Raw genomic sequence first — 24,394 nt, forward strand, 5'->3', positions numbered from 1 at the left:
GAAACAAAAACCTGTCCCGCCTTGCTCGTTCATCAGGACAGGGGCTTGCTTCCATTTTTAACAGGGGAGGGCTTATTTAAACGTATTGTTTTATTAGAATCGCTCCACGACCATCGCCATACCCATACCGCCACCTACACACATGGTAGCCAGACCGCGTTTGAGCTGGCGACGCTTCATTTCATGGAGGAGCGTTACGACAATCCGGCAGCCTGTGGAACCGACTGGATGACCAAGCGAAATGCCACTTCCATTTACATTGGTGATTTCTCTTGGGAGCTCCAGCAGCTTTTCAACAGCCAAATACTGGGCCGCAAAAGCCTCATTGACCTCGATCAGCTCGATATCGGACAAGGTCATCCCAGCTTTGGCGAGCGCCTTTTTCACGGCAGGAACAGGACCGTAGCCCATCAGGTCAGGTTCGACTCCCGCAGCCGCCCAAGAAATGATTTTTCCAAGCGGAGTGATTCCCAGCTCTTTCGCCTTGCTTTCCTTCATCAAAATCGTAGCAGACGCCCCGTCGTTTAATCCCGAGGCGTTGCCAGCTGTTACTGAGCCGTTGTCGCGAAAGCCCGGCTTCAGCCTGCTGAGTGTTTCCATCGTTACCCCGCGGCGCGGAAACTCGTCTTGGGTAATCATTGTTTCCTCACTCCGTTTTTTGAGAGGAACTCCGATGATTTCTTCCACGAAATACCCGTTGTCAATCGCCTGAATCGCATTATGCTGACTGCGCACGGCAATCTCGTCCTGCTCCTCGCGAGTGATGCCATAGCGGTCCGCCAGTCGCTCCGCCGTCTCGCCCATCAAGATTTTATGGTGGGGGTCGGTGAGCAAATCCCACATGGCGTCTGTCATTTCACCGTGCATGAGCCTTTTGCCCCAACGTGCATTTTTCAGCACATAAGGCGCATTACTCATGCTTTCTACTCCCCCCGCGATGACAATTTCACTGTCACCCAAGAGGATCTGCGATGCTCCGCTGACCATCGCTTGCATGCCAGACGCGCATTGCCGCTGAATCGTATATCCCGTTACTTCCTTGGCAAGACCTGCGTCCAGGGCCACTACACGAGCGATATTCGCTTCATCCGACCGCTGAATGCAATTGCCGAGGACAACCTCGTCAATCTGAGCGGCCTCTACACCCGATTTCGTCAATACTCCGCGAATGACCGTTTCAGCCAACTTGCGAGCGCTTACATCTTTCAGGACCCCACCAAACGTGCCAATTGGCGTCCGTCCGGCAGCAGCAATGACTACATGCTCCATCTCGTTTCCCCCTCCATCATCTTTACGTATTTTCTCTATTGTCGCATAGGTGAGTTACAAATGGTTCTACCCTTTTTGCTTCATTAAAAGGGTAACCCACTCGTCTGAGTGACGTTCCCCTGCCGCTGTAAAGCCAGCTTCCTCGTACGCTGCAAGAACAGCTTCACGATTCCAATCAACAATACCGGATATAATCACCAGTCCCTCCGGAGAAATGAGCTCAGAGATCACAGGGAGCATCGCGATAATTTCATCCCCTCCGATATTGACCAAAATCAAATCTGCCTGCTTGGGGAGCTGATCCGCGACAGCTGATTCCTGCGCATCCCCGATTACAACCTGCACGGCTTCCTGCGGCAAGTGATTGTTGGACGCATTGACCCGTACCTGGTACTCGCTTTGGGAGTTGATATCGACCGCCCAGACTGGTTGCTTCGCCCCGTTCAAGGCGCTGTACAAGGTAAGAATGCCAGAGCCTGCACCAATATCGAGCACGGTTTTGTCTGTGAGCTCCAGCTCTTGCAAAAAGAGCAGCATATCCTGTGTTGTCCCATGATAGCCCGTACCGAATGCCGCCCCCGGGTCAATCCACAGCACATGCTCCGCATTTTCCAGCAGGGCTGGATCTGTCCAGGTCGGCGCTACCCACCACTCGCCGATTTGCACTTCCCGAAATTCCTCTTTCCACGAGTCGTTCTCCTCTGGAACCAGCTGCACCTCTTTTAAGGTTACTTTGGCGCCCCAGCGGGTCAGGTAGTCTTTGAGCCTTGCCACATGCTCTTCCTCGCTATCCTGCTCGGGCTCAAACAAGTAACCAACGACAGGGCCTTCGGTATTTTCAGCATAATCGTATCCATTTTCTGTCGTGAGCACCTCAATTTGCGGCTCAATCCAGCCTAACGTATACGGACTGGTCAAAACCTCTGCCACAAACAAGTCTTCGATATCCGGTTCGACAAGTAAGGTGTATTTTAGCCACATACTTTCCATGCTTTCTGAGCGCTCCTTTTCATGTATTCCAGTTTCAACTGTCACTTGCCTGTTCCAGCAAGAAGCGTACTTTCTTACAACGAGATTCTCTTACTTTCATCTGCGGATGGCAAGGATGATAGGATACATGGTATGATAGTAGAATGGACTATTTTACCGCAGGGAGGTTAACCATGTTCGACGAATTTTTTTACCGACGCCGTAAAAACAAAGGACTTTACTTTGTCATGATTGCCTTGATTATTCTCGGCATCGGCATGTTCGCAATGGGCTTCCTCTATTTGTTCTAGGGTTGCTTTACTTCCCCTTGTTTACTCGATTATACTTGAGAATGTATTTTTCCTGTACGTTTGATATAGAAAGAAGGTTCACTCCATGTCGCGAATTCTCATCTCCGGGTACTACGGCTTTAATAATGCCGGAGACGATGTGGTCCTTTACGGCATCATCAGCTCCCTCAAGCGGGAACAACCGAATATCTCTCTGGCCGTCTTGTCCAATCAGCCCGATCGGACGGCGGAATTGTTTGGGATTGAGGCTTTTAACCGCTGGAGCTTCGGAACCATCGTCCGCGAGCTTTCGCGAAGTGACATGCTTGTAATGGGCGGCGGAACCTTGATGCAGGACGTAACCAGTCCACGTAGCGTTCTCTACTACCTGGGCATCGTCACCATTGCCAAGCTACTGGGCAAACCCGTGGTTTTTTACGCACAGGGGTTTGGACCCATCCTCAAATCTCTCAGTCGCACCATGATCAAGCGCGTCGTGAATCGCGTAGATGTGATCACGGTTCGCGATTATGAGTCAGGAGAAGACTTCAAAGCTTGTGGCGTCAAAAAAGCGCCCATTCATATAACGGCTGACCCTGCTCTTACGATTTCACCTGACGATGTCTCGGATGAGCGCGGCCGCGAGCTACTCGATGGCATGTTCGCTGATCCGTCCAAACCGCTTGTTGCTATTTCTGTGCGCGATTGGAAGCAGGAGCAGCAGTTTAAGCAAACAATCGCCAAAGCGGCAGATTGGTTCATTTTGCGTGGCTGGAATGTCTTGTTCCTGCCTATGCATGTGCCTAGCGATCTGGCTCCTTCTCGTGAAATCATGGAACAGATGGAACAGCAAGGAGCCTGTCTGCTCGATGCACCGGTTACTTTCCATGATATCATGTCCGTCTTAAAGCAGTGTGACTATGTGGTAGGCATGAGGCTCCATTCCCTGATTCTCGCCTGTATGCTTCGCACTCCTTTTATCGGCATTTCCTACGATCCCAAAATCGATCGTTTTGTCGAGCGTGCCGGTATGCCAAATGCCGGACATATTACGCAGCTGGATGAAGTCTCCCTGCTGCAATTGCTCGAGCAGCGACTGGACAAGCTCGAACAGGAAGTCGAAGTGGTGACGGAGCACTCCCGTCTGCTGGAAATAGAAGCTGCAAAAAGCAGTGAATTGGTGCTTCAAGCTCTTCGCAAAAAAAGTTGACCGGAAAGGAGGACTCATCCATGTCCATTTCCTCTCAAGTGCTAATCGGTTTAAATCGAATGTTTCCGCTCCCCGTTCATCCATTCAATCTAGCGAACAACGGGGAAATGAGCTATACAGAATGGCAATTTCAAAAAGGGGATCAGACGATTCAATTCTTCCTCCCCTTTCACAGTCAAGAGCAAATGTTCAGAGATAAAACAGTCCTTGATATTGGTTGTGGCGGCGGTGGCAAAACCTGCTATTACGCTACCTTTGGTCCAAAAAAAATGATTGGGATCGACATCGTTCCTCACTATGCCGAGGAAGGGAATGCCTTTGCAAAGCAAAAAGGGCTGTATGACGTCGTTTCCTTCGTAACAGGTGATGCTGCCAACATGACCTACGCAGACAACACCTTTGACACGATTATCATGAACGATGCGATGGAACACGTAGGCGAGCCGGAAAAAACACTGGACGAATGCTTCCGTATCTTGAAGCCAGGCGGCCACCTCTACATTAATTTCCCGCCGTACTACCATCCATACGGCGCGCATTTATCCGATGCCATCGGAATTCCTTGGGTCCACGCTCTCTTTTCGGAGCAAGCCTTGATCGATGCTTACAAACAACTCGTACGCGATCTGCCGGACGGCTCTGATCGGATTTCTTTCCGCTTTGACAAACGTCCTGATGGCAGTGACACGATCTCCTACATCAACCAGATGACGATCAAGCGGTTTCGCAGAATCCAGCAAGGTGTCGTGCAGCCTGCTGTCTATGAACGGGAAATCCCTCTCCGCAATCAGTTGAAAGGGTTAGCAAACCTCCCTGGATTCCGAGAGTTCTTTGTCAAAATGGTCGTATGTGTGTATCAAAAACAATAGTACCTTACGCAGAAAGCCCCTTCCTCCTGATCATTTGGAGAAAGGGGCTTTTCGTTTGTTTATTGAGCTTTCGACGAAGCCTGCTTTTTTCGGATCGTATTCATAAAGCTGCGCAATTTATTGCCACCCGGCAGCCAGTCCAGCTCCTTGTCTTCAATCAACGGAATGAGGAGCAACAGTCCCAGATAGACGACCAGCCCTACTCCTACCCCTGCCATCGTTTCCATTGCTCCCAAAAGACGAACCTTTTCTTTGCCTGCGAGCAAAAAGCCGACTGCCTCTGTAGCACCCCATGCCAAAAGCAGCATCAGGTTCGCTACCAGGAGCGGATACAGCGTGTCAAAACGCCAGTTGATAGGTACAACGACGAGTTTTTTGATCGCCCGCATATTGAGCACACATACAAAAGCTGTCGCACACAGCCACGAGAGCGAGAGACCATCCATCCCCAAGAACGAGGTAAATAACAGTGTCGTTCCGACCTTGACCAAAACACCATACAACAAATGAAGCGCAGGAATTTTTTCTTTGCCTACTCCTTGCAAAATACCGTTCGTAGCCAAAAGCAATGACAACGGAATCGCTGTGACGCCTAGAATCGCCATTGCGCGTGTCCCTTCCATGTCTCCGTACAGAGCCAGGTTGGCGCCCTCAGCCACGGCTGTGAGACCGAGACCTGCCGGAAGACCAATAAGCCAGGCGAAACGCAGTGACAGCTTGGTAAGCGTCGTGACGCGCTCCTCATCCCCTTGTCTCTTCGCCTCAGCGATAGCAGGCACGATCGAGAGGGCAATTGAGGAACCGAACAAACTCGCCATTTGGAGCAGTGGACCACCCCGGCTGTAAATCCCGAACCACGTATCTGCCGTCAAGCCATCGACATTCCATATGTAGCGGAAAATGTTGATCGCAAGAAACGAGTCGGTCAAGCTAAAGATCGGAATAACTAGCGCACTGACACAAATCGGCCAGGCAATGCGCCACATGGATTGGAAGAAGGACCGATCATACCAATAGTCCAATCGGCTCCACTGTGCTCCTGTAAATACCGAGTTTTTCCGGTTATGCAGCCACATCAAAAGCGCCAGAAAACCGAGGCTTAGCAGTGTACTGATCATTGTACCGAAATTGACGCCCGTAATGACCGTATCTGTATCCTCTCCGAGTGAAACGAGATACATGGACGCAATCAGGATAAAAGCCACCCGCAGCGTCTGCTCTACGATTTGGGAAAGACCTACATACAACATTTTTTGATGACCGTAAAAGAAACCGCGAATGACCGCAATCAATGGAACAAACAGCAAGGAGAGCGATATGGCACGGATCGGCTCCACCAGATGCGGATTGCCCATCAATTTGGCAATCAGTGGAGAGCTCACGTACAGGATGGCAAACAAGACAATTCCGATTGCCCCCATCATCACCATGCTGCGAGCAAGAATCTGACCGACCGAATTTTGCTTTCCTTCCGCTAATGCTTCCGCGATCACTCTGGACAAGGCCACGGGCACACCCGCCGTGGCGAGGATCAGGAAGGTGAGGTAAAGTGGATAAACCTCCTGATAGAGCCCAAGACCATTATCACCTACGATTTCCTGGAGCGGGATACGATAAAACATCCCGATCACTTTTGACAAAATCCCCGCAATAGCTAAGATCAACGCACCTGCGAGAAAATGACTTTTTTTCAGCATGGGTAACTCCTTTGCTTATAGAGCCCGTTCAAAAAGGGAATGTGTCGACACCTCGATACGCTAGATGCTTCCCGGACTTTTTTGAACATCCTCTTATATCCCAAACGTAAGGCTTGCCACTATCGACATGAACCCACTCTCTATCCTACTATCAAATCACCGTTCCAGCAAACAGGTATAACGATGGAATTTGACAGGAATACTGGGGACAGCCTGCTGTGAACAGCTTTAACCACTTGCTATCATATCTTATTTCTAGTATTCCTACCAACCTCTTTCCCGCCCGGCTTGCTACTTGGATGAAGTATTCATTATAATGGATGGGTTAATCCCTGCGTGTAGGAGGACTACAATCAAAATGAGAGAAACCGTGTTGAAGTGGGGAAGCCAATCAACTACGTGGTTGTATTTGTTATTGGCCTATCCGGTAATTGATTTTGTCATGCGGAAAATTCTACCGATTCCAGTCGTTTCGTCTTTTTGGGATGAGGCTCTGCTCATCATCCTGCTGGTGTTTACGTTTGGTGCTTTCTTGCAAACGAATCGAACCATGCCTGGAATCAAGCATTTGCTCAGCGCCTTTTTTGTCCTGGGTCTGGCCTTGACGGTTACGGACATGACAAACTGGCAGGCAAGTGTGGAAGGGTTCCGCTCTGTCTACCAGTATCTGATCGCCTTTTTAATGGGCTTTTATTTATTAAAGTCTGTTGAAGATCTGGACAAGCTTTTGAAAGGACTTGTGCTGATCGGCTTTGTAGCTGGTGCGTACGGTGTCTTGCAGGTTGTGGTAGGTGTAAAAACACCTGAAGCATGGGTACAGGAAGGCGAAGCGATTACTACGCGTGCCTTTTCCTTCGTCACCAGTCCGAACGTTCTCGGAAGCTACATGGCGTTGATTGTGCCAGTTGCAGCGGGCCTGTTTATGAAAGCACCCAAACGCATAGAAAAGTGGCTCTGGGCTGCCATCACACTGACCTCATTGCTCGCTTTGCTCCTGACTGGCTCACGCGGAGCTTGGTTTGCTCTGGCGTTTGCTATTTTTGTCTGCTGCTACATTTGGAAAAAACGGATCGCCGGCTATCTCGTTCTGGCTGGGATCATCGGCATGGTAGCCCTATTCTTTGTGCCTGAGTCCGTTCCGATGGTAGGTACTGTCAAAAACCGTATCTTTACCTTGTTTACTTCTGACTACTTCTATGCAAGCAGTCAAGGTGGTCGTGTCGAACGTTGGGGCAAAGCGTATGACCAGATGCGGGTGGAGCCGCTCTTTGGCGCCGGGCTTGGCCACCATGGCGGAGCAGTTGCAGCGAGACGCTTTGGAACGACTTACACCGACAGCTACTTCTTCAAGAGCCTGGCTGAATACGGGTTGATCGGGACCATCATGCTCGTTGGTCTGATCCTCACCATGCTCCGCTACAGCGCACGAGCGGTCAGCAAGATGCACGGCTCGCCGCACTTCTTCCCTGTCCTTGGCGTACTCGGAGGACTGGTCGCAGTAGCTGCGCACAATTTCGCGGAAAACATTTTCGAGGTGCCATTCATGGCTCTCTATTTCTGGCTGTTTGGTGGCTTCCTTTGCGCGTTATTCGCCGACCAGACACAAACAAAAAGGTGGTGAACCCATGCGCCGCAATCCTATTTTATCCACACTGAGCTGGGCGCTGTACGCCATTGCCCTGTTTCTGATTTACCATTTGCTCGTCAAGCCAGCGTTCCTTGATTTGAGCTGGATCGCTTTGCTTATATTTTTACCCTTGCTGGCACTTTGCTACTATATTATCCGCCCGTCGGAACGGCGCCAGGTGCTCGTATTTACCATCGGCTTCCTGCTTTTGGACCTTGCCCTGACTCGTGTCAACATAAGGACGACGGCAACCTTGGTCATTAGCGGAGCTGTAGCTGTCATTGTCGTGGCATTGCTAGTCAAGTGGTATGGGCGTCTGAATTGGCGTGCTGTTGGTGCCCTTGTGCTCATCGCTGTGCTCGTGAATGTAACCTTTAATCGGGATACACTCAAAGCCTTGAATCACTTTACGATTCAATATGAATCCGATCGCCTGTACAACGGTGAGTGGGTCGATTATTTCCCAATGGCCCTGTACGATGTCAACAATGACGGCAAAATGGAGATCGTCACTTACGGAAATGCTGAAGAACTCCCACTGCCTGAAAAGGTAGAAAAACCGGAAACAGAGGAAGAAAAGAAAGCTTTGGCAGAAAAGCTGCGCCATTTGCATGCTGAGCCTGTCACCCTTTACGTACTGACCTGGCAAGACGGCAAAATGGTGCGCATGCCAAATGATCAGATTTCCCCTGAAACGCTGGAGCTAATCAAGGAAAAATTGCCAACTGACTACCCTGGGTTCCCGTATTACACCATGAAGGACGATCAGCTCGTACCGAACGTACAACGTCAGCCGTACGCCGAAGGTATGCTGCAAATCGGAACGGCGCCTTACCGTGCTTTCATGCTGGACATGGCCAACATCGCCGATAAGCTGGAAGAAAATAAAGGCAGTATGGACGTTCGCCATGAGCTCGGGAAAAACTACAAGGATTTGCATATCAAGGACGGTATCCTGACTGGAACCTACGATGGCAAGGCTTTTGCAGGCACGACAAAAGCAACCAAAATTCTTACAACGATGATGGTGCCGGATGGTCGTGAAGGTCTGATCATTATGGGCGAGCATCTGAGCGTAATGGTTGTAGAGCCAGATGGTTCCCTTACAGAAGCATACACCTTGACGCGTAAGCAAGCTGAGCTCGCGACAGGAGAATTCATTCCTGGCGATATCGATAACGACAAGGTAGACGAGCTGTTAGTGGCAGCTACGCCGTCCTACATCTTGAAGCCGATGCCTGATGGCACATGGGATATCAAGTGGGCTAGCGGCGAAAAGGATAAGAGCTTCCGCTTCTCCAACTTTGCTGCGATCGGCGGTAATAAGCAGCCAGAAATCGTAGCAAAGGCCAGAAGCTGGGTTAGCAGTCACGATACTCGCTACTTGTCCGGCTTTGAATACACACCTGATGGGTTAAAAGAAAACTGGCGGATTTACTTGCCGCTGATCAATGTACAAATTGGTGATATCGATGGCGACAATGAAAACGAAATCGTCGCCAGCATTTACAATACACATCGCATTCTCGTGTTCAAGCAGCATCATATTCCGGTTCTGACACTGACGATCATCATTTTTGTCGGACTGCTAGGATATGGCGTGGTAAGGAGGTTTCGTCATGCGTAAATCGACGAAGGCATGGGCATTGCTGGCTGCCATTTGCACGGCGTCCCTACTCGGCGGCTGCACATACGAGTCAGGAACAAAGGCATTTGCCACCACCAATTTTGGCACCACACCTGAAAAAACGACCACAGCCCAAACCGAATCGGGTGCCGAGTGGCTGAAAAACGCATTAGCGAATGCAAAAACGGATAAAAAGGCGCAAACGTATTGGTACAAGGGGCATGTCAAGAACATGATTCTCTCTCGCTCGACGACGAGTATGTTCAGCGGTGCGGTAATCAACGGCAAAGGCTACAATGTGGATGCCCGCATCGCAGCTCAGCCTTATTCGTACTATCGCGTCAACGACAAGCACTACATCCGTGCAAACGACAATTGGGTGACTGCAACAGACGAGCCTCTCCCTTTTGATGTGCTTGCAGGCTTTGATGACTGGCTGCCCTTTATGGATCAGGCTGTCCAGCTGCCAGACGAAAAAATAATTGGCGTCCTCTCTGTTCCGTTCCAATTAAAAATGACTGGAGCAGATTGGTTGAAAACGAGCAAAAGCCCTCTGCTCGAGCCATTGAAAAAGCAACTCGGCAACCGTCCTGATCTGGATTACATCCTGAAGGAATCCACGATCAAGACGACGTTCTGGTTCGGCAAGGAAGACCACTTGATTCACCAGTATGAGACCTGGATCATTTTGCCGCTCCCAGGGGCAGGAACGATGGACCAGCAAGTTCATTTCAACATGTTCAAGTACGGCGATACAGGCGGCATCAACCTCAGTGAGCCTGAAGACGTCGAAAAATATTTGTTGTACTAAAGCAAAAAGGATCTGGCTTTTACAGTCAGATCCTTTTTTCGTTAACCTATTCGTTCGCCTACCCCATTTGACTTCCATAAAAACAGACTGTACGCGAAGGCAACCAACGAAAAGCCACCCATCGCCATGTAGAGAGCAGATCCTCCCAATTGCTGAAAGACCCAACCTCCAGCGATCGATCCGATAATCCCAGAAATCCCGAAGAACAACACCGCCAGGACGGTTTGTCCCGTAGCTTTCCATTCTTCCGGTATGATTTTGTACAAATATTGAATCGTTGCCGTGTAAAAGATGACAAAGGTAATCCCCTGCATTAGCTGCAAGTAAACGACCCACTCGGCTGACGGCACGATCGCACAAAGGAAATAACGGATCGTATAAAGAGCGGAAGCGACCATAATCAGCTTAATTTCACTCCAACGGCTCAAAATTCTGGCGCTGATGGCAAAAAAGGCGACCTCGCTCATCGCTGCCAAAAACCATGCCTGCCCAACGTCACCGGTGCTCCCTCCCAGACTTTGCACATAAACGCCGAGAAAGCTGTCATTCGTGCGGTGCGGGGTTGCTGCAAGCAATACAAGCAGAAAAAAACGCAATGTCTTGCGATAGAGAAAAAACTGCTTCAACTCATTCCATGACAGCTTTTTACCGCTCGCCGGAGCGTCAGAGACTACTGCGATAAATATAAATGCCAGTATGCCATAGCCGAGGAAAAGCCAGACCAGCTGCTCCATTCCGACCAAATCAATCGTCCATCCAATGATCAGGGAAGCCGTGGCGTAGCCGATCGCACCAAACGTGCGGATGGAGCCAAAGCTGATCGCGTGCTTTTCCGCAATCCGAAAATTAAGACTTTCGGTTAACGGGTCAGTCGGAAGCAAGAAAAAGTACATAGCCCCAACGAGTAGAAACAGCAAGTAAAACGGAGCAGAAATAAATAAGAGCACACCTGCTACGATGGAGAAGCCGAGTGTAAACAAAATGACTCTCTTGATTGTTTTATAACGATCGCTTACCATTCCCCAAAATGGCTGAGACAATATGCCGATGAAGGAGCCGACACCAATTAAAATGCCAATCTGGGCGGGTGTTACGCCTCGATAAGTGAGGTAGACCGGCAAAAACGATATGAAGATGGATAACAAAGAAAAATAGAAAAAATTGTACGCGCGTAAGCTAGTAATTCCCATGTTCACCTTTCATCTCACCCACAATGGTTTTTTATAAGAAAACCTCTATCGAGGCTTCCTCAAGGAAGAGCGACCGCTCTATAGCGGAAAGTTTCCATGCGCTCCGGAATTCATAAGCATCCCGCTTATAAATTCCTATACGTTGAAAAATGCCCCGCAACCACTGGCGGCTCCGAGGCTTGCTTTCCTTTATTTAGTTGGAGATCAATTCATCCATCAGCTTTGCAAGCTGTCTCGCTTGTTCGCGGCGCTCATACGGTCTAACCCTCTCGGCAAAGTCCGATCCGCGATCTTCCCCATTCGTCTGACCGCTTATCTTCCACTCTTTGTACAACTCCAGGTACGCACGCTTGATCGCATCCTTTTGCTCAGGGTCCGCTACCTGTCCCAAGCGGAAGTTTTTAATGATCTCGGTCGCTTCGCCTGGCTTATTCAGCGCGAGGATCGGATTCCCGATGCCCATGTACTCATAGAGCTTGCCCGGAATGTAGGCACCAGCATCTGCAGAGACATCGCCAATTAAAAGCAGGGCGTCCGCGCCCTTCATCAATCCAAGCGCCTGCTTGTGCGGCAGATTTCCGAGCACCCGGACATTTTCTCCGAGTCCGAGCGCTTCCACACAGTCGCGGTTTTCGGAATAGCCCGGATAATCAAAGACACCAGCAAAGCTGAGCAAGAGATCCTTTTGATTAACTTCGCCTGCATCGATCAATTCTCGAATCGCCTGGAGGAGGAGACGAGGATTTCTTTTTTTGTACAGGATGCCTGCATATACGGCATGGAATTTGCCCGGAACCTCATAGCTTGGCTCCAATCCTTCAAAATCACCCTGATCGAACCCGTTGTAGATAAGCTCCATGCGCTTGATCCGCTGCTTGTGCTTCTTCAGGAAGTTCGTTGCAAAGGTTGCCGTGACTGTGGTGACCGCATCGGCATCAGCCATGACCTGCTCCTCCATGCGCTGTTCCCATTTTTCACGCCAGGCGATTCCCGAGGTATGCATGTTTTGCGTCCATGGATCGCGGAAATCCGCAACCCATTTGCAAGAAAACTCACTAGCAAGCCTTCGTGCCACAAGATGATTCGTCACTGGGCCCGATGTAGAAAAAATGACATCGATCTTTTCACGACGCATGATTTCCCGACCCACTTTAAGCGCACCTGGCATCCACAGTATTTGATCGTCAGGAATCATAAGGTACGGCTTCGCCTTTTTTAATACTTGAACGAGCTGCTTCTTGACTTGCGATTTCATAGAGACTCGAGGAGCCGCTGCGTCATCACTCGCAGCAGCAGGGGCAGCGTCAGGCTGTGCTGCTTGTCCACCTCGTGGGAACACAGACCACTCTTTTGCCCGATGAATCGATACCTCACTAGGCAATTGTGCCAGCAAGGACGGATCTAATGTAGCATGGTAGGTAGGATCGACTGTAAGAACATGCACTCCCCAGCCGTATTCCCCCAAATATTTTGCCATTTTGAGTGGCCTCGGGACGCCGCCACCACCGATTGGAGGGAAGTTGTAGCATATAATCAACACATTGCGCGTATTCATTTCTGTAACCGTCCTTCACGTTGTCTTTTCCTTCATAAACGATACCACAAGTGCTGTCTTATTGCGAATCTACCTTGCATCTGCTATAGTGAAAATGGCTTCGTTTTGTTTCGGCATTTCTTTCCTCTTGAACAGAGGCGCTTTTTTTATATATGCGCCCACTGCGATCGAGGTTTTCTTATTACGATTCGGGTGAATTTACATGAGCAAATTACGAGTCCTCCACGTGATTGGCGGGGGGGAATTTGGCGGTGCGGAACAACATATACTGAATTTGGTCTCTACCTTCCCTGTGGACGAAGTAGAAGTAGCAGTAGTTTGTTTCTATGACTCTCTTTTTGCGAGCAAACTGCGAGAGACAGGAATTACGGTCATCACACTGAATCAATTCGGGCGATTCGATGTACGACTGCTCCGTGCCCTGCGGAGTACGTTTTTCTCGTTTCAACCGGCTATCATTCATACGCATGGAATTAAAGCCAACTTTTTTTCGCGGCTGGCCACACGCGGTATGAATGTGCCCCTCGTGACAACCGTTCACAGTGCCCTGCGTTACGATTATTCGAGTGCACTCGCCTATGTGATCGTGAGCATCATGGAACGAGGGACCAGACTCTGGAACCGGCATTATATTGCCGTTAGTAGGGCTCTCGCTGAAAATCTTCGCGGACATGGTGTTCCTGCCTCTGATGTCAGTGTCATCTACAACGGGATGGACATATCTCCTTACCGCCAAGAGCAGAACCGCGCTTCCGATCGAAGCCTGCTCCGAGCCGAGTGGGACATTCCCGATGACGTCTTTTTGTTTGGTACGGTAGCTCGCTTCGTTCCGGTAAAAGGATTGCCTATTCTCCTCGATGCATTTGCACAGGTTGTGCGTGAAGAGGAAAAAGCTCCTTTTCTCGTCATGATTGGCGACGGTGCAGAGCGAGGCCTTTTGGAAGCGAAGGTACGAGAGCTGAATTTGGAGTCCCATGTCCGGTTTACCGGCTTTCGCCAGGACATCCCTACTTGTCTTCATGCGCTAGACGGCTTTGTTCATTCTTCCCTGTACGAAGGGCTTGGCTACACAATCATCGAGGCCATGGCTTCGGAGGTGCCTGTAGTCGCAAGCAATGTGGGTGGTGTGAAGGAATTCGTCTTTCAAGGGGAGACCGGGTTAGTCGTAGAGCCCGGCAATCCCGGCTTATTGGCGAACGCCATGCAAGAACTGTACGCTTCGGAAGAGCTGCGTGACAGACTCACAAGCCGCGCTTTGAAAAAAGTCGAGGATACGTTCACGATCCAGCAAATGACAGAAAAAATTGTTGCCCTCTACCGCAAGCTGTTGAAGTAACAAGAGCACGACTCGCTTTTTGCAGCGTTGTCGTGCTTTTTTCCTTGCTGCTTTTGTTTGAAGAATCAGTTTTCATGGTTGCCTACTTTCTCGCAATCTGGTTACATAGAATTGGAACGATTTTGATTCGCATGTGAGAGGATGAAAAAGATGAAGCTATTTTTATCAGTAGACATGGAAGGTATCTCCGGCATTGTTGACACCAGCTACATCAACCCTGATTCTGGAGTCAATTATCAGCGTGGACGCCAATTCATGACAGCTGACGCCAACGCTGTTATTGAAGCCGCTCTGGAAAATGGCGTAACGGACATTCTCGTAGCCGACAGCCATAATACTATGAACAACATTTTGTGGGAGTCTCTTCATCCAAAAGCTAAGCTTTTGGCAGGTACCCCCCGCGATTCCTCGATGGTACAGGGCTTGGATGAAAGCTTTGATGCAGCTATGTTCATCGGGTACCACACACGTCAGGGCATTCCAGGTGTACTCAGCCATACGATGTCAGGCGTCATCCGCAACATGTATATCAATGGACAAATCGTCGGCGAATTCGGATTCAACGCAGCCTATGCTGGCATGTACAATGTTCCGGTAGTGATGGTTTCCGGTGACAATCTCATCGCTAAAGAAGCGGGTGACTTGATTCCAGGCATCCATACAGCCATCGTGAAAGAAGCTGTGTCCCGTACAGCAGCCATCTGTTTATCCCGCGAGGAAGCAACTGCTGAGTTGAAGCGTCAAACCGCGCTTGCACTTGGCAGCCTGAAGCAAATTCAGCCGTACCGCACCTCGCTCCCGCTGGAGCTTGCCGTTGAATTTTCTCACGCGGGACAAGCTGAGCTGGCCGCAATTGTTCCAGGCACTCGCTATGAGACGGAAACGAACACCTTGTACTACAGTACGTCCAATCAACAGGATATGTATAAAACGATGCGTGCCATGCTGAACCTAGCCGGCGGCGCTGAGTTTTTCTAATCATGTAAACAAAAAGGAGGGCACAGGCTCGTCATCAGGCGGGCTTGTGCCCTCCTTTTTAACATTCTGGTGCTTAATTTGCGTCTTCCCTTCGTATGAAAAAAACAGACTCAATTTCTGAGTCTGTTTGTCGGTGTCGGTTTTATGCTTTTTGAACGTTCGTCGCTTGAGGGCCACGTTGACCATTTTCTACGTCAAATGTAACCTCTTGTCCCTCGTCCAATGTTTTAAATCCGTCGCCCTGAATTGCGGAGAAGTGGACGAATACATCCTCGCCGCCCTCTCGCTCAATAAAGCCAAAGCCTTTTTCACTGTTAAACCACTTTACTTTACCACGTTCCATTTTAGCCTCCTAGCATGTACCCATAACATGAAGTTGAAATTTTGTCTTACCCTGCTAGTATCCCCAGCTAAACTAGTTCTTATACTTTTTTCCGAGCATTTTATTACTTCGCGACCTTTGTCGCTTCTTTCGCCTTGCTTTGATCGATGACTACCTTTCCACTCCATTTTCCTTTTGTTTTTCCGATCCGATTGGCATCAACGTTCAGCGTAATTGACTGTGGCAGCTTGCTTCCATCTGTCACAAACGCGAGAATGCCTTCTGGTCGATCATGGTCCGCAATTCCCGTAATGATTTCTTTGCCTTCAGCATCTGTCAAATAATATGGAATGTTGTCTTCCCGAGCTGTTCCGATAAAGCCCAATACACTAAATCCTTCTACGCCTTTTTCCTGGTAGGTTGGGTTCTCCACATACTTGCTGCCCTCTGGCTCGCCCGAGATCACATCCAGACCAGACGTATCGAACTCGAAAGGAACCAGCCCGCCATCTTCTTTTTCAATGCTGTAATGGATGAGGATTTTCGTATCCTCTACGTACACTTCTTTAAAATGAATGGAAATGCCTTGATCCGTTATTTTTTGATCGATCGGGACAGACAGCCCCTCGCTTACCGCGCGTTTGACACCCTCATTGACCAGTCCGTTCAAATTGTTCTCTCCCGTAAAATAAGAGGAGCTGTTCAGTGCGGCGTACACTCCTGTTGGAAGCAAGATCGCAGCAGCCAAGCATATCGTTAGGACTCTTTTTTTCATCGAAAACTTCTCCTTTTTTTCGTGGTAGCGAAGAAAGGAAGCTCTGATTTGTTCGTTGAGCTCTTCCGGAACCACGGTTTTCTCTATTTGGTTTGCTAATGATTTTTTCAGCTTTTTGGAGATAGACATTGTTGGAGTTCCTCCCCGTCCATTTCGGTGTTGAACCATGCTCGTATGCGCTTTAACGCCAGATGACTTCTCGATTTGGCAGTACCTGATGGAATCTGAAGCAATTCGCCAATCTGATCGTAAGAGTACTCGTAGTAATATCGATAGAGAATGACGATCCTCAGCTTAAAAGGCAGTGCCATAATCGCGCGTTGCATTTCTTGTGATGCTTCTGTTTCCAGCAAAGGTTCATCCGGCGTCTCGACATGTGGTTCTTCACGCAAGCGGTTTTTCCGCTCAAGCAAACGGAATCTTCTCCATATTTGTCTACGCCAGTTTTTGACTTGCCTGATGACAATCCCATTCAGCCAGAAGAGAAACGGCCTGTTGCGGTCGTAGCTCGGCAACGCTCTCCACAGCTGATAGTAAATTTCGTTTACGATATCGTGTACATCTTCTTTATTACTGACCATGGCTGCCACCGTACCGTAGATTTTCGTACGTGTCAGGCTGTAGACCACTTCAAATGCTTCCTGGTCTCCATCCATCAATCGGTCCAACCATATGTCTAACATTTGATCATTCATCGGAGGGCCCCCTGAAATTGTATACACCATGTATTGGCTCTCTCACTTTGAATCGTTCACTTGTTTGCAAACTTTTTTTTGCAAAAAAAACTTCTATAAACGCACCGTAGCACGTTTATAGAAGTTTTCGGTAAGAGTCTCTTGAATAGTTTGCGCAACTTAGATGCGAATCAGCGTAGCATGGCTAGGCAATTCGCCAGAGATGCGGTTTTTCGTATCGAACAGGATGGGGGAGTCAGACATTTGGCTTGCGATAGCCGCCCAATCTGCTTCTGCGAATTCTTTTTGTACAGCTGTCAGGAATAATGCGTCTGCTCCTTTGACTGCTTGCTCCAGACTGCTTGTCTTGTGCTCGTATGCGGTCGGCACAGCAGGATCGTACGAACGCACATCTACGCCCTTTGCCAAAAGAAGCTTGATCATGTCATGAACAGGGCTGACACGGTCGTCATTGGAGAAGTCCTTCATGGCCATCCCCAAAACAGCTACGTGGCTGCCTGCCAGTGTCTTGCCTTTTTCTTGCAATGCTTTTTCCAGCATGCCGATCAGAACCTCAGGAACAGCGTCATTCGTGCAGCGAGCTTGCTGCATCAGCGGAAGTGCCACATCTAGCTCGCGCGCTTTTGGTTGGAGATAGTAAAGCGCATTAGGCAAGCAGAAGCCGCCTACACCCGGTCCTGGCGTCAACAGGTTCACACGCGTATGTGTATTGGCAACCTTGATCAGCTCGAACGTATCGATGCCAAACGCCTCGGAAAAACGGGCGAATTCCTGAACCATTGCAATATTTACGTCGCGCTGAATATTTTCAATGACCTTCGCTGTTTCTACAACCCGAATGTCCGAAATCGTAATTTCTGTTTCATTAATAAAGGAGAGCAGCTCTTTTCCTTTTACAACGCTTTCCTCATTAATTCCGCCGAGTACAAGCGGCATATGGATGAACTCTTCGAAAGCTCGTCCTTCGGCAATGCGCTCTGAGCAATAGGTCAAGTAAAAATCAAATCCTGCTGTAAGACCGCTCACTTCTTCCAAAATCGGCAGGACTACCTCTTGCGTTGTTCCTGGTACGACTGTACTGCGAATCATGACTGAATCGCCTTTTTTCAGTACGCTACCCAAGGTGTGCGCACAGTTTTTCAACGGTCCGAGATCAGGATCGCCATTATGAACGGGCAAGCCCGCTGTTACAATATAGTGATTTACTTCCGCTGCAGCCTCTTCATAAGAAGTCGTCGCCCGGAAGCGTTTTGCTTCAATTTGCTCGCGAAGAATTTCTGCTAGTGTCTTTCCCTGATAGGACTCCAGGTGATGGGAACGGGCCGCATTGATCTCATCAACAACGTGAGGTACGACATCGACACCGACGACATTTGCTCCCTTCATAGCGTAGGTAAGCGCCAACGGTAAGCCAACAAACCCCAATCCTACAACAGCTACGCGTACAGGCTGAGTCATTCTCGTATCTCCTCTTTCACGTTCTCTAGGTAAGGTCCAGGCAACTACGAATAGTTACAGGGCCAGGTTACAATCTGCTTACGACAGGTAGTAAACACCTGCTGCAATAAATACGACGCACAATCCTATGAGGACCTTGTATAAAGTTTCCAAGGCGGTTCCTCCCCATGCTCATAGTCTAGGCTTGGCCTCTGCCAAATCCTAATTATACTCTTGATTAAAATATCGTTCAATAAGGGTTTCTTTTTCATACAGAGGCAGGTGCATCCAAATAAACGGTCAACGGACCGCTCAGATATACCTGACAGGCTAGGCGGTACCCTTTTTCAAGGGCTTCCTTCCCTAGTCGATATTGCTCGGTTTCAGACGCGAAGGAGACAGAGCCTTCTGGAGCTTGCAGGCGCAGCATACACGATCTGCACTTACCAGTTGTACAGAAAAATGATACGGGTAGCTTGGCACGCACGAATGCCATGAGGAGGTTCTCTCCACGCGACACATAGAATTGCTGCTGCTTGTTCCCTTCCCAGACGGTGATCACAATCTGAGGTTGTTTTTCCTGATCCATCTGCTCTCCCTCCCCTAATCTGCAGGTGAAAAGCTATTTCTCTAGCGCGCCAAGCTTGCTCCGATAATGTAGGAAAACCCGATGGACAAAACCATCGCAATAAAGCCGACTGCTCTGTTGTCCCTCGCAATTTCCTCATCAATCTTGAACGTAGGTGTCATGAATTCGAAAACGAAGTAACTCACAAGCAGTAGCAAAAAGCCGAACGTGCCCCAAATCAATGCCTGACCAAGCGATTGATGAGCCTGGATCGAGTGGCGAAATACATTGGCGATGCCAAAAATTTTTCCTCCGGTTGCCATTGCAACAGCCAGATTCCCTTGCTTTAGCTCATGCCAAACCCGATAACGCGTCACCAGCTCAAACACCGACAAAAATAAAATCATCGCCAGTCCAGTCACGGTAAAATAAGCGGCAGCAGCAAAGTATGGATTGTGCAGAAGGCCTGCCATAATACCCCTCCCCACTTATCTGGTTATTTCAATTCGGCAATCGTAGCACCTACGCCGCCTTCTCCCTGCCCGCCCAAGCGGAATGACTTGACGTTTCTGTGATGCTTCAAGTACTCATGAACACCCTTGCGCAGGACACCCGTTCCATGACCGTGGATGATGGATACCGAATGCAGACCTGCGAGAAGAGCATCATCAAGGAACTGATCAATCTCCCTGATACCATCCTCTACGTTGTAGCCGCGCAAATCGAGATCCATCTTAATATTGTCGCTTCTGCGTTTGACAGAAGTATAGGGTGCAGCTTGAGGCTTTTGCTGCATCGTATTTTGAACGTGCATGTCCTCACGTTTTACTTTCATTTTCATGATGCCGATTTGCACCAGGAATTCATCGTTTCCTGCCTTTTCCAGTACGGTTCCCTTTTGCCCAAAGCTTGTGACCATAACCTCATCACCCACTTTGATTTGAGTCGCACGTACAGCCTTCGCTGGCTTTTTGACCTTTTCCTTTTCCAGCTCCAAGACAGCATTGCCGAGTCGCTTCTTGGCATCGATCAGACGGTGTTCTTTGATTTCCATGCCTTCTGCCATCATTTCGCGCAATTCACGAATAATGGTATCTGCCTCTTCTTTTGCCAGCTGAACAGCAATTCGCGCCTCGTCCTCGGCACGCTCCATCCGCTTGTTTTTCTCCTCAGCGAACTCGGCTCGCTCTTCCTCCAGCTGACGTCGCAGGTCCTCGGCTTCGCGTCTGAGTGCTTCAGCCTGCTGGCGCTCTGCCTCTGCTGTCTTGCGGTTGCGCTCCAGCGAAGCAATCATGCTTTCCACCTGATTATCTTCTTCGCTGATTGAGCCGCGAGCTACTTCGATAATGTGCTCAGGCAGTCCCAGACGTCGGGCAATTGCAAATGCATTGGAGCGTCCTGGCACGCCGATCAGCAGCCGATACGTAGGTCTGAGTGTCTCTACATCGAACTCCACGCTCGCATTGATCACTTCTGGTCTGTCATAGGCATAAGCCTTCAGCTCGCTGTAGTGAGTCGTAGCAACCAGACGAGCTTTCGATTCGATCACATGATCAATAATCGACATTGCCAGAGCTGCCCCCTCTGTCGGGTCTGTACCTGCTCCCAGCTCGTCAAACAGCACCAGACTCTTTTCATCCATGTTCGCCAAAATGTGAATGATGTTGGTCATATGGCTGGAAAAGGTCGATAAGCTCTGTTCGATGGATTGCTCATCGCCAATGTCGGCAAATACGGAGGAGAAGACCGTCATCTCACTTTCTTCCTCAGCCGGAATGTGAAGCCCGGACATCGCCATCAGGGACAAAAGCCCAATCGTTTTCAAGGAAACCGTTTTTCCCCCTGTATTGGGACCAGTCACGACGATGGCCTGATACTCCCCGCCCAGCTCAACATCCACAGGCACAACTACTTCCCGGGGAATGAGCGGATGGCGGGCTTTTTTCAGATGCAAATAGCCCAGGTCATTAAAACGCGGACAAATGGCCTTCATGCTCCAAGCCAGCTGTGCCTTGGCAAACATAAAGTCAAGCTCCGTTAGCGCATCTACGTTTTCAAGCAGCGCTTCTACAGCAAAGGAAACCTGCTCAGTGAGAACGTAAAGAATTCGCTCCACCTCGCGCTCCTCACGAAGACGCAGCTCGCGCAATTTGTTATTCATGGTTACAATAACTTCTGGTTCGATAAATAATGTAGCACCAGATGCAGACTGGTCGTGTACAATTCCGCCAAATACATGGCGATACTCCTGCTTTACCGGGATGACAAAGCGGTCTCCACGAATGGTCACGATGTTCTCCATTAGCATTTTTTGGTAAGAGGAGGAGCGTGTCATTTGATCCAGTTTTTCCCGAATTCTGGACTCTACCTGTCTGATTTCCTGACGCACCTGACGCAGCTCGATACTCGCGCTGTCTAAAATATCGCCATTCTCATCCACACAACGGCGGATCTCTGTTTCCAGCTCACGCAAACCTTCTATACGCTCTGCCTCTTGCTCTAGCAGCGGCAGCTCGTGGTCATCGCACATATCCAGCAAAAACGACTTGAGTCTCCGTCCTGCCATAATGGTGCTGGCAATGTCCAAAAGCTCCATAGGAGCAAGCATGGCATTTAGTCTTGCCCGCTGCACGGGTCCACGGATGTCGCGAATTCCCCCGAGCGGAACACTACCTTTCAAGCGTAATACTATTGCAGCCTGAGCCGTTCCTTTCTGTGCCGTCACTACTTCATCCAGCCGTAAAAACGGAACCAGCTCCGCTGCCTTTTCCTTTCCATATGTGCACGATGCCTTGTCGATTAACAGGGCAACCATTTTATCGTACTCTAACGTTCTTAATACCCGTTGTTCCACTTTGATCCTCCTTATATCCGCAAGCTTGCGACCGATCATTTCATGCAGACAAAAGGCCGCGGTTTAACCCGGCAATCCTTATGATTTTTTCATTATATCACGCCAACCGTTTGAAGGATAATTTTACACGCATGACCCTAGCATAGTTCGACACCCAAATAGCCACAATGAAGATGAAACAATCCCAAAGGAGGAGTACACTTGACGATCATGCGCCATATCGTCCGCTTTATCGTCGCTGCCGTAGTCCTGATGTTTGTCGGGTTTTTAGTTCCCGGCTTTTCTGTAAGCAGCTTCTGGACTGCGTTTCTAGCCGCGGTTGTCATCGCCCTCTTGGGCTGGGTCGTAGAAGCCATGTTCGGGGATCGCATCTCCCCTTATAACCGTGGCATCATCGGCTTTTTGGTCAGTGCCGTAGTTATTTACCTGACTCAGTTTATTGTTTCCGGTTTCCACGTCACCATATTGGGAGCGCTCCTTGCCTCTTTGGTCATCGGGATTATCGACCTCTTTATCCCGATCAAAACACATATGGACCTGCACAATGGAGACGCCGGCAATAAACAAGAAACGTAATGATATGGGAAAAAGAGCCACCCGGATCAAACGGGTTGGCTCTTTTTTTGCACAAACTGAAGCTTCGTCAAAAGGCTTGGCGCAGCCAGGTTTTCTAAGCTGATATTATCTGTCTGTTTGGCGATGGATCATGCCAGCCATATAGCCTGCACCAAATCCATTGTCAATATTAACGACGGCAACTCCGTTTGCACAGGAATTGAGCATGGCGAGAAGTGCGGCCACACCACCAAAATTGGCACCATACCCAACACTGGTAGGGACAGCAATTACCGGTTTGTCTACAAGGCCAGCCACTACGCTCGTGAGCGCTCCTTCCATCCCTGCAATACAGATGATGACAGATGCCCCTCTGATCTCTTCCAAGCGGTGAAACAGGCGGTGGATGCCAGCCACCCCTACATCTGCGATGACCCTGGCTTCGCTGCCAAAGCAGCGTACCGTCCAGGCAGCCTCCTGGGCTACCTTCCAGTCAGATGTCCCTGCGGCAACTACCGCTACATAGCCTGGTCGCTGCGGGACGATTGGTCCACGACTTGAAACAAGCAGCCCCGCATCCGCAATGTATTGTACATCAGGCAACCGCTCCAGCACTTGCTTAGCCTGATCATCATTTACCCGTGTAACCAAAACTAGCTCTTGATGGGCTTGCAGCCTGTCAATGATCCCGATGAGTTGCTCCACACTTTTTCCTGCTCCGTATACGACTTCAGGAAAGCCCGTTCTGCCTGCCCGATCCAGGTCCAACGTGGCGTAATCCAGTCGACTTGCTCCAGTCAACTGTTCTTCGGCCTGCTCGATGCTCAATTGACCTGCCTTTACTTGCTCCAAGATCGCTTTGATATCAGCCATGCAGCTTTTTCACGTCCTTTGCTAGTACCGAGTTCATGCTTCCAGTTAAATAGCCAAACAAATCAAGTGTCACATACGAAAAGCCAATTTTCTGCAATTCCTGATTAATCTGTTCATGGTGTTCAAGGATTCGACTGAAGTCATCAGGACTTACTTCGATTCGGGCAATCGTATCATGATGACGGACCCTTACCTGATGAAAGCCTAGACTGAGCAAGTACCCTTCTGCTCGATCGACTTGATCGATTTTTTCCAGCGTAATCTGCGAGCCATAGGGAATTCTGGAGGAAAGGCAGGCAAACGACGGCTTGTTCCACGTTGACAATCCCATTTCTTTTGATATTGCACGTATATCTTCCTTATAAAAACCAGCCTCTTGCAGTGGACTGCGCACGCCTCGCTCTGCTGCTGCTACGCGCCCTGGACGATAGTCTCCCTGATCATCCACGTTTGCTCCATCGCATATGATGGCCTGCCATTGATTTTTTTCAGCTAGTAATCCCAAGTGCTCATATAGCCCATCCTTGCAAAAAAAGCAGCGGTTTACTGGATTGGAGACAAAATTGGGGTTTTCCATTTCACGAATTTCGGTGGTCACAAAACGAGCACCGAGCTGGGCTGCCAAGTGCTTCGCTGCTTCAAACTCGCGGGTCGGGAAAGTTTCGGATGCAGCTGTCACTGCAATGGCACAATCTCCCAGCTCTTCTACAGCCCGCGCCAACAATAACGTACTATCCACACCACCCGAAAAAGCGACGAGCACTGTACCCATTTCTCGTAAAATCCTGCCTAGCTGGTTATTTTTTTCGCTGAGGGACGCAACAGTTTCTAGCGCTTGTTGGTCATTTGCACTCATGGCGTTTTCCTCCCCCTCTTCCAAGCTGGTT

At 49.4% G+C, this 24,394-nt stretch carries 22 protein-coding genes; 8 read left to right on the plus strand and 14 right to left on the minus strand.

Annotated elements, in window-relative coordinates; all coding sequences use genetic code 11:
• Window positions 1-93: 93 nt before the first annotated feature.
• Both SB752_RS09115 and SB752_RS09120 read right to left on the minus strand, forming a co-directional pair.
• A complete protein-coding gene (locus tag SB752_RS09115; RefSeq protein ID WP_410715346.1) occupies window positions 94-1,269 on the minus strand; it encodes a thiolase family protein in 1,176 nt (391 codons plus the stop codon).
• 66 nt (window positions 1,270-1,335) lie between these two features.
• Complete coding sequence (locus SB752_RS09120; RefSeq protein ID WP_410715347.1) at window positions 1,336-2,259, minus strand: 50S ribosomal protein L11 methyltransferase; 924 nt, start codon at window positions 2,257-2,259, stop codon at window positions 1,336-1,338.
• 375 nt (window positions 2,260-2,634) lie between these two features.
• Between SB752_RS09120 and csaB the strand changes: the two genes are divergently transcribed.
• Window positions 2,635-3,738, plus strand: coding sequence for a polysaccharide pyruvyl transferase CsaB (gene csaB / locus SB752_RS09125; protein WP_410715348.1), 1,104 nt, complete (start codon window positions 2,635-2,637; stop codon window positions 3,736-3,738).
• Window positions 3,739-3,758: 20 nt separating this feature from the next.
• Entirely contained in the window at window positions 3,759-4,607 is an 849-nt protein-coding gene (locus SB752_RS09130; RefSeq protein WP_410715349.1) for a class I SAM-dependent methyltransferase, read from the plus strand.
• Window positions 4,608-4,666: 59 nt separating this feature from the next.
• Here SB752_RS09130 and SB752_RS09135 read toward each other — a convergent pair whose 3' ends face one another.
• The gene (locus SB752_RS09135) at window positions 4,667-6,304 is read right to left on the minus strand and encodes a polysaccharide biosynthesis protein (RefSeq protein WP_410715350.1); all 1,638 of its coding nucleotides are present in this window, start codon (window positions 6,302-6,304) and stop codon (window positions 4,667-4,669) included.
• A 358-nt stretch (window positions 6,305-6,662) separates the two neighbouring features.
• Here SB752_RS09135 and SB752_RS09140 point away from each other — a divergent pair, with 358 nt between their 5' ends.
• The 3 genes from SB752_RS09140 to SB752_RS09150 are packed head-to-tail and all read left to right on the plus strand — an operon-like array spanning window position 6,663 to window position 10,369.
• Window positions 6,663-7,925 carry an O-antigen ligase family protein gene (locus tag SB752_RS09140; protein WP_410715351.1) on the plus strand — a complete coding sequence of 421 codons (1,263 nt, stop codon included), beginning with the start codon at window positions 6,663-6,665 and terminating at the stop codon, window positions 7,923-7,925.
• A gap of 4 nt (window positions 7,926-7,929) precedes the next feature.
• Complete coding sequence (locus SB752_RS09145) at window positions 7,930-9,558, plus strand: hypothetical protein (protein WP_410715352.1); 1,629 nt, start codon at window positions 7,930-7,932, stop codon at window positions 9,556-9,558.
• The gene (locus SB752_RS09150) at window positions 9,551-10,369 is read left to right on the plus strand and encodes a hypothetical protein (RefSeq protein ID WP_410715353.1); all 819 of its coding nucleotides are present in this window, start codon (window positions 9,551-9,553) and stop codon (window positions 10,367-10,369) included. The genes SB752_RS09145 and SB752_RS09150 overlap by 8 nt, the downstream gene beginning before the upstream one ends.
• 41 nt (window positions 10,370-10,410) lie before the next feature.
• Here SB752_RS09150 and SB752_RS09155 read toward each other — a convergent pair whose 3' ends face one another.
• A complete protein-coding gene (locus tag SB752_RS09155; RefSeq protein WP_410715463.1) occupies window positions 10,411-11,559 on the minus strand; it encodes an MFS transporter in 1,149 nt (382 codons plus the stop codon).
• A gap of 193 nt (window positions 11,560-11,752) precedes the next feature.
• Window positions 11,753-13,114 carry a glycosyltransferase gene (locus SB752_RS09160; protein WP_410715354.1) on the minus strand — a complete coding sequence of 454 codons (1,362 nt, stop codon included), beginning with the start codon at window positions 13,112-13,114 and terminating at the stop codon, window positions 11,753-11,755.
• A 202-nt stretch (window positions 13,115-13,316) separates the two neighbouring features.
• Here SB752_RS09160 and SB752_RS09165 point away from each other — a divergent pair, with 202 nt between their 5' ends.
• Together SB752_RS09165 and SB752_RS09170 are read left to right on the plus strand one after the other, a co-directional pair.
• Entirely contained in the window at window positions 13,317-14,450 is a 1,134-nt protein-coding gene (locus tag SB752_RS09165) for a glycosyltransferase (protein ID WP_410715355.1), read from the plus strand.
• Between the two features lie 150 nt (window positions 14,451-14,600).
• Window positions 14,601-15,428 (plus strand): M55 family metallopeptidase, encoded by an 828-nt coding sequence (locus tag SB752_RS09170; RefSeq protein ID WP_410715356.1) that lies wholly within the window; start codon window positions 14,601-14,603, stop codon window positions 15,426-15,428.
• Window positions 15,429-15,570: 142 nt separating this feature from the next.
• On the opposite strand, the gene SB752_RS09175 is transcribed toward SB752_RS09170, so the two are convergent.
• From SB752_RS09175 to SB752_RS09205, 7 genes are all read right to left on the minus strand, one after another.
• Window positions 15,571-15,771, minus strand: a complete 201-nt coding sequence (locus SB752_RS09175) for a cold-shock protein (RefSeq protein WP_410715357.1) — start codon at window positions 15,769-15,771, stop codon at window positions 15,571-15,573.
• 103 nt (window positions 15,772-15,874) lie between these two features.
• On the minus strand, window positions 15,875-16,654 hold the full coding sequence (locus SB752_RS09180) for a DUF4179 domain-containing protein (RefSeq protein WP_410715358.1): 780 nt from the start codon (window positions 16,652-16,654) through the stop codon (window positions 15,875-15,877).
• Complete coding sequence (locus SB752_RS09185; RefSeq protein ID WP_410715359.1) at window positions 16,633-17,220, minus strand: sigma-70 family RNA polymerase sigma factor; 588 nt, start codon at window positions 17,218-17,220, stop codon at window positions 16,633-16,635. The genes SB752_RS09180 and SB752_RS09185 overlap by 22 nt, the downstream gene beginning before the upstream one ends.
• Before the next feature lie 159 nt (window positions 17,221-17,379).
• Window positions 17,380-18,678: a nucleotide sugar dehydrogenase gene (locus SB752_RS09190; protein ID WP_410715360.1), complete on the minus strand. Its 1,299-nt coding sequence runs from the start codon at window positions 18,676-18,678 to the stop codon at window positions 17,380-17,382.
• A 247-nt stretch (window positions 18,679-18,925) separates the two neighbouring features.
• The gene (locus tag SB752_RS09195) at window positions 18,926-19,246 is read right to left on the minus strand and encodes a 2Fe-2S iron-sulfur cluster-binding protein (protein WP_410715361.1); all 321 of its coding nucleotides are present in this window, start codon (window positions 19,244-19,246) and stop codon (window positions 18,926-18,928) included.
• A 41-nt stretch (window positions 19,247-19,287) separates the two neighbouring features.
• Window positions 19,288-19,698: a DUF350 domain-containing protein gene (locus SB752_RS09200; protein ID WP_410715362.1), complete on the minus strand. Its 411-nt coding sequence runs from the start codon at window positions 19,696-19,698 to the stop codon at window positions 19,288-19,290.
• A gap of 23 nt (window positions 19,699-19,721) precedes the next feature.
• On the minus strand, window positions 19,722-22,079 hold the full coding sequence (locus tag SB752_RS09205) for an endonuclease MutS2 (RefSeq protein WP_410715363.1): 2,358 nt from the start codon (window positions 22,077-22,079) through the stop codon (window positions 19,722-19,724).
• Window positions 22,080-22,280: 201 nt separating this feature from the next.
• On the opposite strand from SB752_RS09205, the gene SB752_RS09210 reads away from it, so the two are divergent.
• Window positions 22,281-22,655 (plus strand): phage holin family protein, encoded by a 375-nt coding sequence (locus SB752_RS09210; protein ID WP_103105776.1) that lies wholly within the window; start codon window positions 22,281-22,283, stop codon window positions 22,653-22,655.
• Window positions 22,656-22,760: 105 nt separating this feature from the next.
• Here SB752_RS09210 and larB read toward each other — a convergent pair whose 3' ends face one another.
• Both larB and larE read right to left on the minus strand, forming a co-directional pair.
• Window positions 22,761-23,507 (minus strand): nickel pincer cofactor biosynthesis protein LarB, encoded by a 747-nt coding sequence (larB, locus tag SB752_RS09215; RefSeq protein WP_410715364.1) that lies wholly within the window; start codon window positions 23,505-23,507, stop codon window positions 22,761-22,763.
• The gene (gene larE / locus SB752_RS09220; protein ID WP_410715365.1) at window positions 23,500-24,363 is read right to left on the minus strand and encodes an ATP-dependent sacrificial sulfur transferase LarE; all 864 of its coding nucleotides are present in this window, start codon (window positions 24,361-24,363) and stop codon (window positions 23,500-23,502) included. Before larE ends, larB begins: the two co-directional genes overlap by 8 nt.
• Window positions 24,364-24,394: the final 31 nt, after the last annotated feature.

The sequence above is a fragment of the Brevibacillus sp. SIMBA_040 genome (genome assembly GCF_046535075.1).
Lineage (GTDB): Bacteria > Bacillota > Bacilli > Brevibacillales > Brevibacillaceae > Brevibacillus.

Bases quoted from the DNA above. Each gene is read 5' to 3' on its own strand.
- SB752_RS09115 (WP_410715346.1), bottom strand. From the start codon at position 1,269: ATGGAGCATGTAGTCATTGCTGCTGCCGGACGGACGCCAATTGGCACG.
- SB752_RS09120 (WP_410715347.1), bottom strand. From the start codon at position 2,259: ATGGAAAGTATGTGGCTAAAATACACCTTACTTGTCGAACCGGATATC.
- csaB (WP_410715348.1), top strand. From the start codon at position 2,635: ATGTCGCGAATTCTCATCTCCGGGTACTACGGCTTTAATAATGCCGGA.
- SB752_RS09130 (WP_410715349.1), top strand. From the start codon at position 3,759: ATGTCCATTTCCTCTCAAGTGCTAATCGGTTTAAATCGAATGTTTCCG.
- SB752_RS09135 (WP_410715350.1), bottom strand. From the start codon at position 6,304: ATGCTGAAAAAAAGTCATTTTCTCGCAGGTGCGTTGATCTTAGCTATT.
- SB752_RS09140 (WP_410715351.1), top strand. From the start codon at position 6,663: ATGAGAGAAACCGTGTTGAAGTGGGGAAGCCAATCAACTACGTGGTTG.
- SB752_RS09145 (WP_410715352.1), top strand. From the start codon at position 7,930: ATGCGCCGCAATCCTATTTTATCCACACTGAGCTGGGCGCTGTACGCC.
- SB752_RS09150 (WP_410715353.1), top strand. From the start codon at position 9,551: ATGCGTAAATCGACGAAGGCATGGGCATTGCTGGCTGCCATTTGCACG.
- SB752_RS09155 (WP_410715463.1), bottom strand. From the start codon at position 11,559: ATGGGAATTACTAGCTTACGCGCGTACAATTTTTTCTATTTTTCTTTG.
- SB752_RS09160 (WP_410715354.1), bottom strand. From the start codon at position 13,114: ATGAATACGCGCAATGTGTTGATTATATGCTACAACTTCCCTCCAATC.
- SB752_RS09165 (WP_410715355.1), top strand. From the start codon at position 13,317: ATGAGCAAATTACGAGTCCTCCACGTGATTGGCGGGGGGGAATTTGGC.
- SB752_RS09170 (WP_410715356.1), top strand. From the start codon at position 14,601: ATGAAGCTATTTTTATCAGTAGACATGGAAGGTATCTCCGGCATTGTT.
- SB752_RS09175 (WP_410715357.1), bottom strand. From the start codon at position 15,771: ATGGAACGTGGTAAAGTAAAGTGGTTTAACAGTGAAAAAGGCTTTGGC.
- SB752_RS09180 (WP_410715358.1), bottom strand. From the start codon at position 16,654: ATGTCTATCTCCAAAAAGCTGAAAAAATCATTAGCAAACCAAATAGAG.
- SB752_RS09185 (WP_410715359.1), bottom strand. From the start codon at position 17,220: ATGAATGATCAAATGTTAGACATATGGTTGGACCGATTGATGGATGGA.
- SB752_RS09190 (WP_410715360.1), bottom strand. From the start codon at position 18,678: ATGACTCAGCCTGTACGCGTAGCTGTTGTAGGATTGGGGTTTGTTGGC.
- SB752_RS09195 (WP_410715361.1), bottom strand. From the start codon at position 19,246: ATGGATCAGGAAAAACAACCTCAGATTGTGATCACCGTCTGGGAAGGG.
- SB752_RS09200 (WP_410715362.1), bottom strand. From the start codon at position 19,698: ATGGCAGGCCTTCTGCACAATCCATACTTTGCTGCTGCCGCTTATTTT.
- larB (WP_410715364.1), bottom strand. From the start codon at position 23,507: ATGGCTGATATCAAAGCGATCTTGGAGCAAGTAAAGGCAGGTCAATTG.
- larE (WP_410715365.1), bottom strand. From the start codon at position 24,363: ATGAGTGCAAATGACCAACAAGCGCTAGAAACTGTTGCGTCCCTCAGC.